Source organism: Cupriavidus consociatus (assembly GCF_017814975.1).
In the GTDB taxonomy this organism is placed as follows: domain Bacteria; phylum Pseudomonadota; class Gammaproteobacteria; order Burkholderiales; family Burkholderiaceae; genus Cupriavidus; species Cupriavidus consociatus.
Genome location: NZ_JAGIQA010000012.1, coordinates 201,727 through 217,782 on the forward strand (window position 1 = coordinate 201,727; position 16,056 = coordinate 217,782).

General features: G+C 68.2%; 13 protein-coding genes. 4 read left to right on the top strand and 9 right to left on the bottom strand.

The window, feature by feature from the left end; genetic code table 11:
- Positions 1-237: 237 nt before the first annotated feature.
- The 3 genes from J8I82_RS18295 to parC all read left to right on the top strand — a co-directional run bounded on the left by J8I82_RS18295 (position 238) and on the right by parC (position 5,526).
- Positions 238-2,229: a DNA topoisomerase IV subunit B gene (locus J8I82_RS18295; protein ID WP_209759966.1), complete on the top strand. Its 1,992-nt coding sequence runs from the start codon at positions 238-240 to the stop codon at positions 2,227-2,229.
- A 66-nt stretch (positions 2,230-2,295) separates the two neighbouring features.
- The gene (locus J8I82_RS18300; protein WP_209759968.1) at positions 2,296-3,117 is read left to right on the top strand and encodes a lytic transglycosylase domain-containing protein; all 822 of its coding nucleotides are present in this window, start codon (positions 2,296-2,298) and stop codon (positions 3,115-3,117) included.
- Positions 3,118-3,186: 69 nt separating this feature from the next.
- A complete protein-coding gene (parC, locus tag J8I82_RS18305; protein WP_209759970.1) occupies positions 3,187-5,526 on the top strand; it encodes a DNA topoisomerase IV subunit A in 2,340 nt (779 codons plus the stop codon).
- A gap of 161 nt (positions 5,527-5,687) precedes the next feature.
- On the opposite strand, the gene J8I82_RS18310 is transcribed toward parC, so the two are convergent.
- The gene (locus J8I82_RS18310; protein WP_209759972.1) at positions 5,688-7,517 is read right to left on the bottom strand and encodes an ABC transporter ATP-binding protein; all 1,830 of its coding nucleotides are present in this window, start codon (positions 7,515-7,517) and stop codon (positions 5,688-5,690) included.
- 170 nt (positions 7,518-7,687) lie between these two features.
- Positions 7,688-9,370 (bottom strand): L-lactate permease, encoded by a 1,683-nt coding sequence (locus J8I82_RS18315; RefSeq protein ID WP_209759974.1) that lies wholly within the window; start codon positions 9,368-9,370, stop codon positions 7,688-7,690.
- A 411-nt stretch (positions 9,371-9,781) separates the two neighbouring features.
- On the opposite strand from J8I82_RS18315, the gene J8I82_RS18320 reads away from it, so the two are divergent.
- Positions 9,782-10,435, top strand: coding sequence for a LysE family translocator (locus J8I82_RS18320; RefSeq protein WP_209759976.1), 654 nt, complete (start codon positions 9,782-9,784; stop codon positions 10,433-10,435).
- 37 nt (positions 10,436-10,472) lie between these two features.
- On the opposite strand, the gene J8I82_RS18325 is transcribed toward J8I82_RS18320, so the two are convergent.
- The 7 genes from J8I82_RS18325 to J8I82_RS18355 all read right to left on the bottom strand — a co-directional run bounded on the left by J8I82_RS18325 (position 10,473) and on the right by J8I82_RS18355 (position 15,979).
- Complete coding sequence (locus J8I82_RS18325) at positions 10,473-11,117, bottom strand: glutathione S-transferase family protein (protein WP_209759978.1); 645 nt, start codon at positions 11,115-11,117, stop codon at positions 10,473-10,475.
- 33 nt (positions 11,118-11,150) lie between these two features.
- Positions 11,151-12,341, bottom strand: a complete 1,191-nt coding sequence (locus tag J8I82_RS18330; RefSeq protein ID WP_029049182.1) for an aminotransferase-like domain-containing protein — start codon at positions 12,339-12,341, stop codon at positions 11,151-11,153.
- A gap of 82 nt (positions 12,342-12,423) precedes the next feature.
- Positions 12,424-12,879 carry a RidA family protein gene (locus J8I82_RS18335; protein WP_209759980.1) on the bottom strand — a complete coding sequence of 152 codons (456 nt, stop codon included), beginning with the start codon at positions 12,877-12,879 and terminating at the stop codon, positions 12,424-12,426.
- 15 nt (positions 12,880-12,894) lie between these two features.
- A complete protein-coding gene (locus J8I82_RS18340; protein ID WP_209759982.1) occupies positions 12,895-13,875 on the bottom strand; it encodes a DMT family transporter in 981 nt (326 codons plus the stop codon).
- A 30-nt stretch (positions 13,876-13,905) separates the two neighbouring features.
- Positions 13,906-14,553 carry a LysE family translocator gene (locus J8I82_RS18345; RefSeq protein WP_209759985.1) on the bottom strand — a complete coding sequence of 216 codons (648 nt, stop codon included), beginning with the start codon at positions 14,551-14,553 and terminating at the stop codon, positions 13,906-13,908.
- Entirely contained in the window at positions 14,550-15,263 is a 714-nt protein-coding gene (locus J8I82_RS18350; protein WP_209759987.1) for an alanyl-tRNA editing protein, read from the bottom strand. The genes J8I82_RS18345 and J8I82_RS18350 overlap by 4 nt, the downstream gene beginning before the upstream one ends.
- A 38-nt stretch (positions 15,264-15,301) precedes the next feature.
- Positions 15,302-15,979, bottom strand: coding sequence for a VOC family protein (locus tag J8I82_RS18355; RefSeq protein ID WP_209759989.1), 678 nt, complete (start codon positions 15,977-15,979; stop codon positions 15,302-15,304).
- Positions 15,980-16,056: the final 77 nt, after the last annotated feature.

Sequence of the window (16,056 nt, forward strand, 5' to 3'; positions counted from 1 at the left end):
GGTGGTGGCGAGTTTACCCCGGGCGCGGAAAACGCGTACGCCGCCCTTTGAAGGCGGCGGCACGGTAAAAAGTGGCGGTGCCGTGGCAAATGCGGCGCCGGGCCCCGATGGCAGCGGCACGCGCCTTTCAGCGGGAATACCGCCGCCGGCATCCATTACAATGCAGTGCCCGGTGCCCCGGCGCGTGCACAGTTGTACGCCCGCGGCAGCCGGGACATCCACTTTCGTAGCGACTCCATGGCGAGCAAAACCAGTCAGTACAGCGAATCTTCCATCCGGGTCCTGAAGGGCCTGGAGCCGGTCAAGCAGCGCCCCGGCATGTACACCCGGACCGACAACCCCCTGCATATCGTGCAGGAGGTGATCGACAACGCCTCCGACGAGGCCCTGGGCGGCCACGGCTCCGAGATCCTGGTGACCCTGCATCGCGACGGCAGCGTCAGCGTGGAGGACGACGGCCGCGGCATCCCGGTGGGCATCCACCCGGAAGAAGGCGTGCCGGTGGTCGAGATCGTCTTTACCCGGCTGCATGCCGGCGGCAAGTTCGACAAGGGCAAGGGCGGCGCCTATGCCTTCTCGGGCGGCCTGCACGGCGTGGGCGTGTCGGTGACCAACGCGCTGTCGACGCAGCTGGACGTGACCGTCTGGCGCGACGGCATGAACTCGACGCTGACCTTCTCCGGCGGCGACGTGACCTCGCCGCTGGCCTCGCGCAAGCTCGAGCGCGGCGAGAAGAAGAATGGCACGCGCGTGCAGGTGTGGCCGGACGCGAAGTATTTCGATTCGGCCGCGATCCCGCAGGCCGAGTTGCAGCGGCTGCTGCGCAGCAAGGCCGTGCTGCTGCCCGGCGTCAAGGTGACGCTGGTGATCGAGAAGAGCGGCGAAACCCAGACCTGGCAGTACGACCAGGGCCTGAAGGGCTACCTGGTCGAAGCGCTGGCCCAGGGCAGCGGCTCGGAACTGGTGATCCCGATGTTCGAGGGCGAGCATTTCGCCGACCCCGATGCCAACCCGGGCGAAGAAGGCTTTGCCGACGGCGAAGGCGCGTCGTGGGTGGTGGCCTGGACCGAGGATGGCGCGCCGGTGCGCGAGTCCTACGTCAACCTGATCCCCACGCCGGCCGGCGGCACGCATGAATCCGGCCTGCGCGAAGGCCTGTTCCAGGCGGTCAAGAGCTTTATCGAGATGCACGCGCTGCAGCCCAAGGGCGTCAAGCTGATGAGCGAAGACGTGTTCGCGCGCGCTTCGTTCGTGCTGTCGGCCAAGGTGCTCGACCCGCAGTTCCAGGGCCAGATCAAGGAACGGCTGAACAGCCGCGACGCGGTGCGGCTGGTCTCCACCTTCAGCCGCCCGGCGCTGGAGCTGTGGCTGAACCACCATGTCGAGTACGGCAAGAAGCTGGCCGAGCTGGTGATCCGCCAGGCGCAGGCGCGCACGCGTGCGGCGCAGAAGGTCGAGAAAAAGAAGGGCTCGGGCGTGGCCGTGCTGCCCGGCAAGCTGACCGACTGCGAGTCCACCGACGTGACCCGCAACGAGCTGTTCCTGGTCGAGGGCGATTCCGCCGGCGGCTCGGCCAAGATGGGCCGCGACAAGGAGTTCCAGGCCATCCTGCCGCTGCGCGGCAAGGTGCTCAACACCTGGGAGACCGAGCGCGACCGCCTGTTCGCGAACAATGAGGTGCACGACATCGCAGTGGCGATCGGCGTGGATCCGCATGGCGCCAACGATGAACCCGACCTGTCCAACCTGCGCTACGGCAAGATCAGCATCCTGTCGGATGCGGACGTGGACGGCGCGCATATCCAGGTGCTGCTGCTGACGCTGTTTTTCCGTCACTTCCCCAAGCTGATCGAGGCCGGCAACGTCTATGTGGCGCGGCCGCCGCTGTTCCGTGTCGATGCCCCCGCGCGCGGCAAGAAGCCGGCACAGAAACTGTACGCGCTGGATGAAGGCGAACTGGTGGCCATCCAGGACAAGCTGGTCAAGGACGGCGTCAAGGATGGCAGCTGGCAGATCTCGCGCTTCAAGGGCCTGGGCGAGATGAGCGCCGAGCAGCTGTGGGAAACCACCATGAACCCCGACACGCGCCGCTTGCTGCCCGTGACGCTGGGCGAATATGACCTGCCGCAGACCGTGGAGATGATGAACATGCTCATGGGCAAGGGCGAGGCCGCGCAGCGCCGCAGCTGGCTGGAAGAGAAGGGCAACGAAGTCGAGGCCGATATCTGACGCCGGAGCGCCGGCCCGCGATTGGGGGGATAATCCCCCGGTTCGCCAGACCAGCAGGCACGCACGATGACGACGAGATCCCCCGGCAAACCATGGCGCAACGCGGCAGCCGCCGTGCTGGCGCTGGCCGGGCTCGCCTGTGCGCCGGCGGCGCACGCCGAGCTGTGGGGCTTTATCGACGCCGACGGCGTGGCGCACTTTGCCGACCAGAAGCTGGACGCGCGCTACAAGCTGTTCATGAGAGATGGCGGCAAGCTCGACAGCGCGCGGCTGGCCGCGATCCAGCGGGGCAAGGCGCAGGCCGGCATGGGCGACGCAGGCGACATCGACCTCGAGCAGCACAAGCTCTACCGCTACGTCGTCAACCATCCCAACATCAAGACCGTCGAGCCGCTGATCCACCAGATCGCCAGCAAGCAGGACGTCGATCCCGCGCTGGTCAAGGCGGTGATGGCGGTGGAATCGGGCTTCAATCCCGGCGCGGTCTCGCCCAAGGGCGCGATCGGGCTGATGCAGGTAATTCCCGACACCGGCGCGCGCTTCGGCGTCAGCGCCGATCCGCGCCGCACGGTCGAGCAGAAACTGGCCGATCCGCGCACCAACATCACCGCCGGGGTGCGCTACCTGCGCTGGCTGATGCAGCTGTTCCCGAACGACCTTGAGCTGGTGCTGGCGGCCTACAACGCGGGCGAGGGCGCGGTGCAGCGCTACAACAACCGGATTCCGCCGTACCCCGAGACGCGGCAGTATGTCAGCACCGTGCTGCAGTTTTATCGGTTCTACCAACCGTCGCAGTCCGCGCAGGGCGCGCGGCCGATGCGCGCCAGTGCCGCTGCCGACGGCCCGCGCGTGAAAATGGTGCTCGGCGGACGGCGCGACATGCCCTGACCGGCGTGACTGAACAACAAGCAACCCGGCGCGCTGCTTCAACATGGCGCGCCGAATTCTTGCCTATCCATGGAACAACAAGACATCACGTTTCAACCTGAAGAGCCGGCCGATTCGCTGACGCTGGCCCGCTACGCCGAGCGCGCCTACCTCGACTACGCCGTCAGCGTGGTCAAGGGCCGCGCGCTGCCGGAAGTGGCCGACGGCCAGAAGCCGGTGCAGCGCCGCATCCTGTTCGCGATGCACGAGATGGGCCTGCGCGCCGATGCCAAGCCGGTCAAGTCGGCGCGCGTGGTCGGCGACGTGCTGGGCAAGTTCCACCCGCACGGCGACCAGTCCGCCTATGACGCGCTGGTGCGCCTGGCGCAGGACTTCTCGCTGCGCTACCCGCTGATCGACGGCCAGGGCAACTTCGGCTCGCGCGACGGCGACGGCGCGGCGGCGATGCGCTACACCGAAGCGCGCCTGACGCCGATCTCGCGGCTGCTGCTCGACGAGATCGACCAGGGCACGGTCGACTTCATCCCCAATTACGACGGCTCGATGCAGGAGCCGAAGCTGCTGCCGGCGCGGCTGCCGTTCGTGCTGCTTAATGGCGCCTCCGGCATCGCGGTCGGCATGGCCACCGAGATCCCGCCGCACAACCTGCGCGAAGTCGCCGCGGCCACCGTGGCGATGATCCGCAACCCGAGCATCTCGCTGGCCGAGCTGCTGGCGCTGATGCCGGGGCCGGACTATCCCGGCGGCGGCCAGATCATCTCGCCGGCGGCGGATATTGCCCAGATCTACGAGAACGGCCGCGGCAGCCTGAAGGTGCGCGCGCGCTGGACCATCGAGGAACTGGCGCGTGGCCAGTGGCAGATGGTGGTGAACGAACTGCCGCCGAATACTTCCACGCAGAAGGTGCTGGAAGAGATCGAGGAAATCACCAATCCCAAGATCAAGGCCGGCAAGAAGGCGCTGACGCCGGACCAGCAGCAGCTCAAGGCCACCGTGCTGGCAGTGCTGGACGCGGTGCGCGATGAATCCGGCAAGGACGCGCCGGTGCGGCTGGTGTTCGAGCCCAAGAGCAAGAACATCGACCAGCAGGAGTTTATCCAGGCGTTGCTGGCGCATACCAGCCTGGAATCGGGCGCGCCGATCAACCTGGTGATGATCGGCACCGATGGCCGCCCGCGCCAGAAAGGCCTGCGCGAGATCCTGGGCGAGTGGATCGCGTTCCGCTTCGACACGGTCACGCGCCGCACGCGCCATCGGCTGGGCAAGGTCGAGGACCGCATCCACATTCTCGAAGGCCGGATGCTGGTGCTGCTCAATATCGACGAGGTGATCCGCATCATCCGCGAGAGCGACGAGCCCAAGCCCGCGCTGATCGCAGCCTTCGAGCTGACCGACCGCCAGGCCGAGGACATCCTGGAAATCCGCCTGCGCCAGCTGGCGCGGCTGGAAGCGATCAAGATCGAGAAGGAACTGAAGGACCTGCGCGAAGAGCAGGCCGACCTGGACGTGCTGCTCAAGTCCGAGACCATGATGCGCCGTCGCATCATCAAGGAAATCGAGACCGACGCCAAGCAGTACAGCCCGGAAGACAAGGACCCGCGCCGCACGCTGATCCAGGAACAGCGCCGCGCCGCGGCCGAAGTGCGCGTGATCGACGAGCCGGTGACAGTGATCATGTCGCAGAAGGGCTGGGTGCGCACGCGCCAGGGGCATGGCCACGATCCGCAGCAGTTCACCTTCAAGGCGGGCGATGCGCTCTACAACACCTTCGACTGCCGCACCGTCGACGTGCTGCTGGTGTTCGGCACCAATGGCCGGGTCTATTCCGTGCCGGTGTCCAGCCTGCCGGGCGGGCGCGGCGACGGGGTGCCCATCACCACGCTGATCGAGCTGCAGTCCGGCAGCCAGGTGGCGCACACCTTTGCCGGCAGCGCCAGCCAGCGCGTGCTGATCGCCACCGCCGGCGGCAACGGCTTCCAGACCACGGTGGGCGACATGACCGGCCGGCAGAAGGGCGGCAAGTCGTTCCTGACGCTGGACGACGGCGATGCCCCGCTGCCGCCGGGGCCGATCGGCGACGAGGCCACGCACGCGGCCTGCCTGTCCGGCAATGGCCGCCTGCTGCTGGTGGCGCTGGACGAGGTCAAGGTGCTGTCGGCCGGTGGCCGCGGCGTGATCCTGATGGAGCTGGAGCCCAAGGAGAAGCTGCTGCAGGCGGTTGCCGTGGGCGCGCCGGGGCTGATGCTGTCGGGCGCGGGCCGAGGCGGCAAGCCTTCGTCGCAGAAGCTGGCCGGGCAAACGCTGCTGCCGTATGTCGGCAAGCGCGCGCGCAAGGGCAAGCAGATCGAGGCCAGGCTGAAGGAGCCGCGCATCGATCCGGTGCGGGTGGAGCCTGCCGGCGGCAATTGAATGGCCTGCTGGTTTGCGCCCCTCTCCCGCTTGCGGGAGAGGGGCAGGGGGTGAGGGCAGGCGGTGGCATACCGCAGGCTTGACTTCGAAGACGCTTCCGCCCTCACCCCAACCCTCTCCGGCAAGCGGGAGAGGGAGTCCCCAACCTGGCGGGCAACATCTCAATCCACCCCCACAAATCCCCCCGTCTGGTGCGCCCACAGCCGCGCATACAGTCCCCCATGCGCGAGCAACTCCGCGTGCGTGCCGTTCTCCACGATGTGCCCGTTGTCCAGCACCACCAGCCGGTCCATGCGTGCGATCGTCGACAGCCGGTGCGCGATGGCGATCACTGTCTTGCCTTGCATCAGCGTTTCCAGGCTGTCCTGGATCGCCGCTTCCACTTCCGAGTCCAGCGCCGAGGTCGCTTCGTCCAGAATCAGGATCGGTGCGTTCTTCAGCAGCACCCGCGCAATCGCGATGCGCTGGCGCTGTCCGCCTGACAGCTTCACGCCGCGCTCGCCCACCTGCGCTTCCAGCCCGGTATTGCCGTGGGCATCGATCAGGTCAGGAGTGAACTCGTCCGCGCGGGCGCGGTGCAGCGCTTCGGCCAGCTCGGCCTCGGTGCTGGAGGGTTTGCCATACAGCAGGTTCTCACGGATCGAGCGGTGCAGCAGCGAGGTGTCCTGCGTCACCATGCCGATCTGCGCGCGCAGGCTTTCCTGCGTGACATCGGCGATGTCCTGCCCGTCGATCAGGATGCGGCCGCTTTCCACGTCATAGAGCCGCAGCAGCAGGTTGACCAGCGTCGACTTGCCGGCGCCGGAAGGGCCGACCAGCCCGATCTTCTCGCCCGGCCGCACCGTCAGGTTGACGCCTTCGATCACGCCCGAGCCCTTGCCATAGTGGAACCCCACCTGCTCGAAGCGGACTTCGCCCTGCGTCACGCGCAGCGGTTGCGCCCTGGCGCGGTCGGTGACCTGGCGCGGCACGGCGATGGTCTTCATGCCGTCCTGCACCTGCCCGACGTTCTCGAAGATGCCGTTGACCACCCACATGATCCAGCCGGACATATTGTTGATGCGGATCACCAGCCCCGTGGTCAGCGCGATCGCGCCGGTGGTGACATGCCCGGTGCTCCACAGCCAAACCGCCAGCCCGGTGGTGCCGGCGATCAGCGCGCCGTTCATCGCGGTGATGGTGACGTCCATGCCGCTGACCATGCGCCCGGCCTGGCGCGTCTTCTCGGTCTGCTCGGCCATGGCGTCGCGCGCGTAGTCTTCTTCCTGCCGGGTATGGGCGAACAGCTTGAGCGTGGTGATGTTGGTATAGCCATCGACGATGCGCCCCATCAGCCGCGAGCGCGATTCGGTGGCGATCACCGAGCGCTCCTTCACGCGCGGCACGAAATACAGCAGCGCGGCCACGTAGCAGACGATCCAGAGCAGCAGCGGGATCATCAGCCGCCAGTCGGCCTGCGCGAACAGCACCAGCGAACTGACCGCGTAGATCACCACGTGCCACAGCGCGTCGACCGCCTGCACGGCGGAGTCGCGCAGCGAGAAGCCGGTCTGCATGATGCGCTGGGCGATGCGCCCGGCAAAGTCGTTCTGGAAGAACGACAGGCTCTGCTTGAGCACGTAGCGGTGGTTCTGCCAGCGGATCAGGTTGGACAGGCTGGGATTGATGACCTGGTGCACCAGAACGTCATGCAGGCCGAAGAAGATGGGACGCAGCAGCACTGCCACCACCAGCATCCACACCAGTTCGTCGCGATGCCGGGTGAAGAATTCCGCGCCTGGCGTGCTCTGCGCCATGTCGACCAGCCGGCCGAGGAAGCTGAACAGCGCCACCTCGATCAGCGCGCCGACCAGGCCCACCAGCAACAGCAGCACGAACACGCCCCAGACTTCGCGCAAGTACCAGGTGTAGAAGCGCAGGACCTGGCCTGGCGGCTCGCGGTCAGGCATGTGGCGGAACGGGTCGATCAGTCTTTCCAGGCGACGCAACATGGCAGGTTCCCGTTGTGTGCCACGGCGCGCCCAGCCGGCTTGTGGGACCCCGGGGGCGCTTGCGGCGGATCAGACGCAACATGATACGCGCGTTGCCCAATGGAAAAGCCCCGCCAGCGGCGGGGCCTTGACTGAAACGAGATGCCGAAACTTCCGCGGCGGCAGGGCAATCAGGGGTGGTGGATCACCATGTGCGTGAACGGCGGCACGTAGGCCTGCAGCGTCACGAACAGGCCCACCAGGATCGCCAGCACGATCGAGTGGAAGAACACGTAGCGCAGGATGTCGCCTTCGTGGCCGTACCACTTGGTTGCCGTGGAGGCCACCACGATGGACTGCGCGTCGATCATCTTGCCCATCACGCCGCCCGAGCTGTTGGCCGACGCCATCAGCACCGGCGACAGGCCCAGCTGCTCGGCGGTGGTCTTCTGCAGGCCGCCGAACAGCACGTTCGAGGCCGTGTCCGAGCCGGTCAGCGCCACGCCCAGCCAGCCCAGCATGGTGCCGAACAGCGGGTAGAACACGCCGGTGTGGGCGAAGGCCAGGCCCAGGGTGGCATCGAGGCCCGAGTAGCGGGTCAGGTAGCCGACGCCGAACATCGCGCAGATGGTCAGCAGCGAGTAGCGCACCAGCTTGATGGTTTCCCAGTACTCCTTGAACAGGCGCGGCACCGAGTAGCCCATCAGCAGGCCGCCAGCGATGGCCGAGACAAAGATGCCGGTGCCGGCCATCGACAGCACGTTGAAGTTGAACACGGCGCCTTCGATGACTTCCTTGGGCACCACCGGCGGCACCTTGACGATGGCCTTGTCCAGGCCCGGGACCGGGAATTTCCACGCCCACAGGCTATCCATCAGCTTCTTGAACTCGGGGATGCCCCAGACGAACACGAACACCGTCAGGATCACCCACGGCATCCAGGCCTTCGCCACCGAGATGCCGGCCGAGGCGGCGCTGGCGCGGGCGTCGGCTTCGAGCGCTTCGGGGTGGTCGACCTTGGAGTCGTCGTGGCGGCCCAGGATCTTGGTCGAAGTCCAGATTTCCTTCGGATGCCAGATCTTCAGGAACAGCGTCAGCGAGCCCATCGACACCAGCGCCGCGATCACGTCCACCAGCCACGGGCCATGGAAGTTCGACACCAGGAACTGCGGGATGGCGAAGCTCACGCCCGCGACCAGGATCGCCGGCCAGATCGCCAGCATGCCGCGGAAGCCGGCAAAGGCCCAGATCAGCCAGAACGGCACGATCACCGAGAAGAACGGCAGCTGTCGGCCAATCATGGCCGACAGGTCTAGCAGGTCAAGGCCGGTCACCGAAGCCAGGCCGATGATGGGCGCGCCCAGCGCGCCATAGGCCACCGGCGCGGTATTGGCGATCAGTGCCAGCCCCGAGGCGGCCAGCGGCGAAAAGCCGAGGCCGATCAGGATGGCGCCGGTCACGGCCACCGGCGTGCCGAAGCCGGCCGCACCCTCGAAGAAGGCGCCAAAGCTGAACGCCACCAGCAGCAGCTGCAGGCGGCGGTCCTCGGTGATGCCGGAGATCGAGTTCTGCAGCACCTTGAACGATCCGTTCAGCGTGGTGAGCCGGTGCAGGAAGATGATGTTCAGCACGATCCAGCCGATCGGGAACAGCCCCGAGACGATGCCGAGCCCCGCGGCCTTGCCGGCCATCGCCGCCGGCATGCCGAACACCGTCGATGCCACGATGATGCCCATCACCAGTGCCAGTCCGGCTGCCAGGTGTGCCTGCATATGAAAGAACGCCAGCGCTGCCAGCAGCACGGCAACCGGAATGCCCGCGGCAATGGTCGACAGCGCCATATTGCCCAGCGGGTCATAGACTTGACTCCACACGATCGAAATCCTCCTCAGGTTGGCTCGGGGAGCCCGGGCGATCTATGTGCCCTGGGCGACCCGCTTGCGCTTTGCACCGGCGTGCGGCATCCGCCGCGGCCGGGAAAGAACCAGCGATTGTAGGAACGGGTTCCGTGTTCGCCGACGTACATTGCGTCATGCATGGCATGAGCCACATTCAGGGGTCAGGGTTTCCCTGAGGGAATTACAGCGCACGCGGGGCGTACCCGGCACACCGGTGAGAGTACTCTAAACGGCGCCTGTTGCAAAAGTATGCCCGCCTGCGCGCGGCCCGGATGACTGGCCCGGCAGCCATGGCGAGGACTGGCGCGAGTGCGGCCGGGCGGCGCATACTGTCGTTCGCCATCAAGCGGGCGCCGCCCGCACCCCCATACCGAACGAGGCTGCCCAATGACTGAATTCCTGCCCGCGTGGCCGCTGCTGACCGCCTTCGTGCTGGCCAGCCTGGCGCTGGCCATCACTCCCGGCCCGGCCGTGGTCTACATCGTGACGCGCACGCTGGCGCAAGGCCGGCAGGCCGGGCTGGCGTCGATCGGCGCGGTGGCGCTGGGCAACCTGGGCAACGCCATCGGCGCATCGCTGGGGCTGGCGGTGCTGTTCTCGGTCTCCGCGCTGGCGTTCTCGGTGGTCAAGTATGCGGGGGCGGCCTACCTGATCTGGCTGGGCATCCGTGCGCTGCGGGGCGGCGGCACCGCGGCAGACGGTGGCACGCCGGAGGTGGCGCAGCGCAGCCTGCGCCAGGTGATGCGCGACGGCTTCGTGGTGGCGCTGCTCAACCCCAAGACCGCGATCTTCTTCGCCGCCTTCCTGCCGCAGTTCATGAACCCGGCCGGTTCGGCGCTGGCGCAGAGCCTGGCGCTGGGCGTGGCCTTTGTGCTGATCGCCGCCACCACTGACGCCTGCTACGTCATGGCCGCGGCCGCGGTAATGCCGGCGCTGCGCCGCGCCGGGCGGGCGCGCGCATTCGGCCGCTACCTGACGGGTGCGGCGTTTATCGGGCTGGGGATCTTTACGGCGACTTCGGGCTCGCGCGCCGCGAAGTAGGCAGGCAGAAGCAGCGCAAGGAAAAAACTGCCGCCGCTCAGCGCAGCGGCAGTTCCAGGATGCCGCCGGCGGCAGGGCGGGCGCGCATTGCCGCCAGCCACCGCTCCAGGTCCGGCCGCGGCTGGTGCGGGACCGGCAAGCCCATCCAGCGGTGCGCGGCGCAGGCCAGCGAGATGTCGGCCATGGTGAAGCGGTCGCCGCCGATGAACTCGCGGCCCGCCAGCGCCTTGTCGAGCAGGTCGGCCAGCGGCTCGGTGCGCGCGCACGAGGCCCGGATGTCGGCGTCGTCGCGCTCTGCGGCGGGCTTGCGCACCAGGTTCAGGAACGCCGTCACCATCGCCGGGCTGAAGGCCGTAGTCTGCCAGTCCATCCAGCGGTCGGCCGAGGCGCGCGCCTTGACGTCTTCGGGCCACAGCGTGCCCTCGCCGTAGCGCGCGCACAGGTAGCGCACGATCGCGTTCGATTCCCACAGCACGAAGGGCTCGCCGCCCACGTCCGTGCCGCGGAAATCCTCGATCACCGGGATCTGGCGGTTCGGGTTCAGGCGGACGTAGGCCTCGGTGTCGAGGTCGCCCTTGTTCACGCCGATATCGACGCGCTCATGGTCCAGGTGCAGCTCGCGCGCGCACCAGACCACCTTCTGCACGTTGATGGAGGAGAGTCGGCCCCAGATACGCAGCATGTCGGCTCCTGGAATGCGCGCGCCCGTGCGGCGTCAGGCCGCGCGCGGTTGCTTGGCGGCAGCGGCGGCGATGGACTCGCGGAACAGTTCGCCCAGGATCGCCACGCCCTGCTCGATGCGCTCGGGCGGCACCGTGACGAAGGCCAGGCGCAGCGCATTGCGCTTCGGGTTGCTGGCGTAGAACGGCGCGCCCGGCACATACGCCACATTGCGCTTCACCGCCTCTTCCAGGATAGCCATGCTGTCCAGCCCCTCGGGCAGCTCCATCCAGATGAACATGCCGCCTTCGGGCGTGTTCCAGGTCACGCCTTCCGGCATGTGGCGCTTGAGCGCATCCAGCATGGTCTGGCACTGCTTGCTGTAAAGCTCGCGGATGGTCGGGATATGGCGGTCGAGCAGGCCGTCGCGCACGGTCTCGTAGGCCACGCGCTGCGTGAACGTCGGCGTGTGCAGGTCCGATGCCTGCTTGGCCTGGCACAGCTTGAAGTGCAGCTCGGGCGGGGCGATCACGTAGCCCAGGCGCATGCCGGGAGCCAGGATCTTGGAGAACGAGCCCATGTAGATCACGCCATCCGGGTTCATCGACAGCAGCGTCGGCAGCTGGTCGCCGGTGTAGCTGAGCGCGCCGTACGGATCGTCTTCCACCACCAGCACGCCCAGTTCCTGAGCGCGTGCCACCAGCGCCTGGCGGCGCTCCAGCGGCAGGCGGCGCCCGGTCGGGTTCTGGAAGTTGGGCAGGGCGTACAGGAAGCGCGCGCCGGCGGTCAGCTCGGGCGTCAGCGCCTCGGGCACCAGGCCCTTGTCGTCGGTCGGGATCGAGACGAATTCCGGCTCGAACAGCGAGAACGCCTGCAGCGCGCCGAGGTAGCTGGGGGTTTCTACCATCACCTTGCTGCCCGGGTCGATCATCACCTTGGCGATCAGGTCCAGCGCCTGCTGCGAACCGGTGACGATCAGCACGCGCTCGACGCCCACGCCGTGGCGCCTGGCGACGAATTCACGCAGCGGCAGGTAGCCTTCGGTCGCGGCGTATTGCAGCGCCGCCTGCGGGTTGTCGGCGAATACGCGGGCCGTCGCTGCCTCCATGGCCGCTACCGGGAACGAGGCCGGCGACGGCAGGCCGCCGGCGAACGAAATGACTTCCGGACGCTCGGTGACCTTGAGGATTTCGCGGATGGCCGAGCTGGTCAGTTGCTGCGCCCGGCGGGAGATGGCCCATTTCATGATGTGTCTCTTCTGGTCTGGGGAGGGTGTTTCTGTGTGGCAAGGCCGGCCAGTCGCGGTCGCCCGCGCCGGCCGGCGGAAATTACTGCACTTCGACGATCATTTCGATCTCGACACAGGCGCCCAGCGGCACCTGCGCCACGCCGAAGGCGCTGCGCGCGTGCTTGCCCTTTTCGCCGAAGACCTCGGCCAGGAACTCGGAAGCGCCGTTGGTGACCAGGTGCTGCTCGGTGAACTCGGGGGTGGAGTTGACCAGGCTCATCACCTTGACGATGCGGGTGACGCGGTTCAGGTCGCCAACATGCGCATGCAGCGTGGCCAGCAGGTCGATGGCGATGGCGCGCGCGGCGGCCTTGCCGGATTCGGTGTCGATGTCCTTGCCCAGCTTGCCGGCCCATACCTTGCCGTCCTTGCGGGCGATATGGCCCGACAGGAATACGGTGTTGCCGGTCTGAGCGGCCATCACGTAGGCTGCGGCAGGGGCGTTGGCGGTCGGCAGTTCGACGCCGAGGCGGGCAAGGGTGTCGTAGACGGACATGTGTGGGACTCCTGGTCAGTGAATGCGTCCTGGACGGACTGGGAACGTTTCCGGGGCGGGTGCGCCCTGGCGCACGGCGGCGCGGCGGCCAAGGGCCACGACGCCGATCACCGCTACCGCGAAGGCGATGGTGGGGGCGTCAAGCGGCTCGGACAGGATCAGCGCACCGCCCGCCAGCGTCAGGAACGGCTGCAGCAATTGTATCTGCCCGACGCGGGCCACGCCGCCTTTTGCGAGGCCGGCGTACCAGAAAAGGAAGCCGACAAACATCGAGAACACCGAAACATAGGCCATGCCGGCCCAGGCACGCGGCGACGCCGCGGCGATAGCGGGCAGGTCGCGCAGCGCCAGCCAGGCCACCACCGGCACCAGCACCGGCAGCGATGCCACCAGCGCCCAGCTGATGGTTTCCAACCCGCCCAGCTCGCGCGACAGCTTGCCGCCCTCGGCATAGCCCAGAGCCCCGAGCACCACCGCGGCAAACAGGTACCAGTCGGCGTGCTGCAGGCCGCCGGCGCCTTGCCAGACGGCGAAGCCGACCACCAGCGCGCTGCCGGCAACGGCCGACAGCCAGAACCCCGCCGACGGCCGCTCGCGCCCGAACCAGGCCGCGAACACGGCCGTGACCAGCGGCAGCAGGCCGACCACGATGGCGCCGTGGCCGGCCGGCACCTCGCGCATCGCCAGCGACGAGAACACCGGGAAGCCGACCACCACGCCCAGCGCAGTGAGCGCCAGCCGCGGCCACTGGCCGCCGCGGGGGCGGCGTGCCGCGGCCAGCGCACCGCGCATGGCCAGCACCGCCAGCGCCAGCAGCGCGGCCAGGATGGCGCGCGCCAGCGCGACGAAGATCGGGTCCAGTTCGGCCACCGCCATGCGCGTGAACGGCAGCGTCTGGCTGAAGATGGCCACGCCGAGGAAGCCGAGCAGCATGCCGCCGGAAGGCGGCGCGGCGGGTATGGAGGCGGGCGAGGATGCGGGAGAGGAAGCGGGCATGGTTGGCCTCTTGTGTTCTTGTCGTTCAGTTCAATGCCCGCCGGGCCGGGCGCCGACGGCGATCCACAGCGCGGTCAGCGCCAGTGCCGCGCCCATGGCGCGGTTGAACCAGCGCACGCGCCCGCCCTCGCGCAGCCATTGCCGCAGCGCCGCGCCCAGCAGGCCGTACACGCCGTTGCTGACGAAGCCCAGCAGCGCGAATACGCCGCATACCAGCAGCATGCGCTGAAGCGGCGCGGGGGCGCCTGCCATGTAGGACGCCGCCACGGCCAGCGCCAGCATCCAGGCCTTGATGTTGGCGTACTGCAGCGCCGCCGACTGCCACACGTTGAGCGGGCGCAGCACCTGCTTTTCGGCCAGTGCCGCGCTGCGCGCGATCTTCCACGCCAGCCACAGCAGGTAGGCCACGCCGGCCAGGTGCACCACCGACGCCAGCGCCGGCTCGCCGAGGATCAGCGCGCCCACGCCGACCGCGCACAGCGCCAGGATGCTGGCAAAGCCGAACGCCACGCCGACGCAATGCGGCAGCGTCGCGCGCAGGCCGAAGTTGGCGCCGGTCACCGCGGCAATGGTGGTGTTGGGCCCGGGCGTGAACAGGCCGACCGTCAGCAGCGTCAGCAGGGCCAGGAACTGCGCCGCCGTCAGGCCGGTGAGCAGGCCGGAGGTCACGGCGCTCATGCGAACGCCACCACCACGCGGCGGTTGGCGCGGCTCTTCTTCTCGATCTTGGTGACCGCCACGGTGCCGATCTCGCTGGTATTGCCCACGTGCGTGCCGCCGCAGGGCTGGCGGTCGACGCCGGGGATCTCGACGATGCGGATGCTCGATGTCCCTGCCGGCGGCGCCGCGCCGATGGTGCGCACCAGTTCCGGCTGCGCGGCCAGCTCCTGCGGCGTGATCAGCGTGATCCGCACCGGCGTTTCCGCGCGGATCAGCGCATTCAGGCGCTCGGTCAGGTCGGCCTTGTCCAGCGTCGCTTCCGGCAGGTCGAAGTCGATCCGCGCCGAGTCCGGCGAGATGCCGCAGCCGGTCACCGGCACCGGGATCAGCGAGCCCAGCAGGTGCAGGCAGGTATGCAGGCGCATCAGCCGGTGGCGGCGCGCCCAGTCGATGGTGACGGTGACGCGCTCGCCCACGCGCGGCAGCGCGGCGTCGGGTGCGGGCAAATGCAGGATGCGGCTGCGGTCGTCGGCATAGACCGTGTCGACGATGGCCACGGTGCGCCCGTCTGGCAGCGCCAGCGTGGCGGTGTCGCCGGCCTGGCCGCCGCTGCGCGCGTAGCAGACCGTCTCGTCCAGTTCGATGCCTTCGGCGCTGGCCGCGAGCACGGTGGCGATGCAGTGATCGAGATAGGGATCGTCGTCGAAACGCTTGCGGGTCGCGGACACGGTGTCTCCTTGGGGATTCTTGTTGCTTGCTGGTATGGCTAGCGCAGGGTGCGGATGCCCTGCGGGGTCTCGATCTCGGCCCACAACTCCGGCTGGCCGTCATCCTGCCCGATCGCGATCAGGTGGTCGGCGCCCAGCCAGGCGAGCCCTTGCCGCAGCAGTTCGGCGCGCGGATGGCGGCCGCACAGCTTGCGCAGTGCCAGGTCCTGCCGAGGCAGGCTGGTGCCAGGATAGGCGGCCACGTCCCACTGGATCAGGCTGGGGAACAAGCCGTCACCGGCCGCATCGGCTTCGCCTTGCCAGCCGGGCAGGGCGCCGTCCTCGGGCACCGTGATGCGCCAGCGCAGGTCGCCGCGCGTCATCGGGATCACCGGCGCGATCCGGGCCGGGTATTGCGACTGCCACAGTGTCAGGTCGGCGGGGCGCTCGACGCGGGCGGCCCAGTGCAGCAGGAACGGACCTTTCGCGAGCCGTTGCCGCACCGCTTCGCTGTCCAGGCCGAACCAGCGCGGCCGTTGGGGCGCGGGGGCCGCGGGGTCGATCGCAATCACTTCCAGGTAGATGCCGCCGAACATGCCGAGCACGCGGTTGTGCGTGCCCATGGCGGCATGCGCACCGCCGCCATGGGGCGCAATCCCCAGCACGTCGGCGACATGGGCGGTGCCGGCGTCCAGGTCGGGCGCGGCGATAACGAGGTGGTCCAGGGCGAGCTTCATCTTGGCTTGATGGTAGACAAGGTAGTCGGTACAGTACCGGTACAGTTCTGCGGATCGTCTTCAGTACAGTTGCAGGA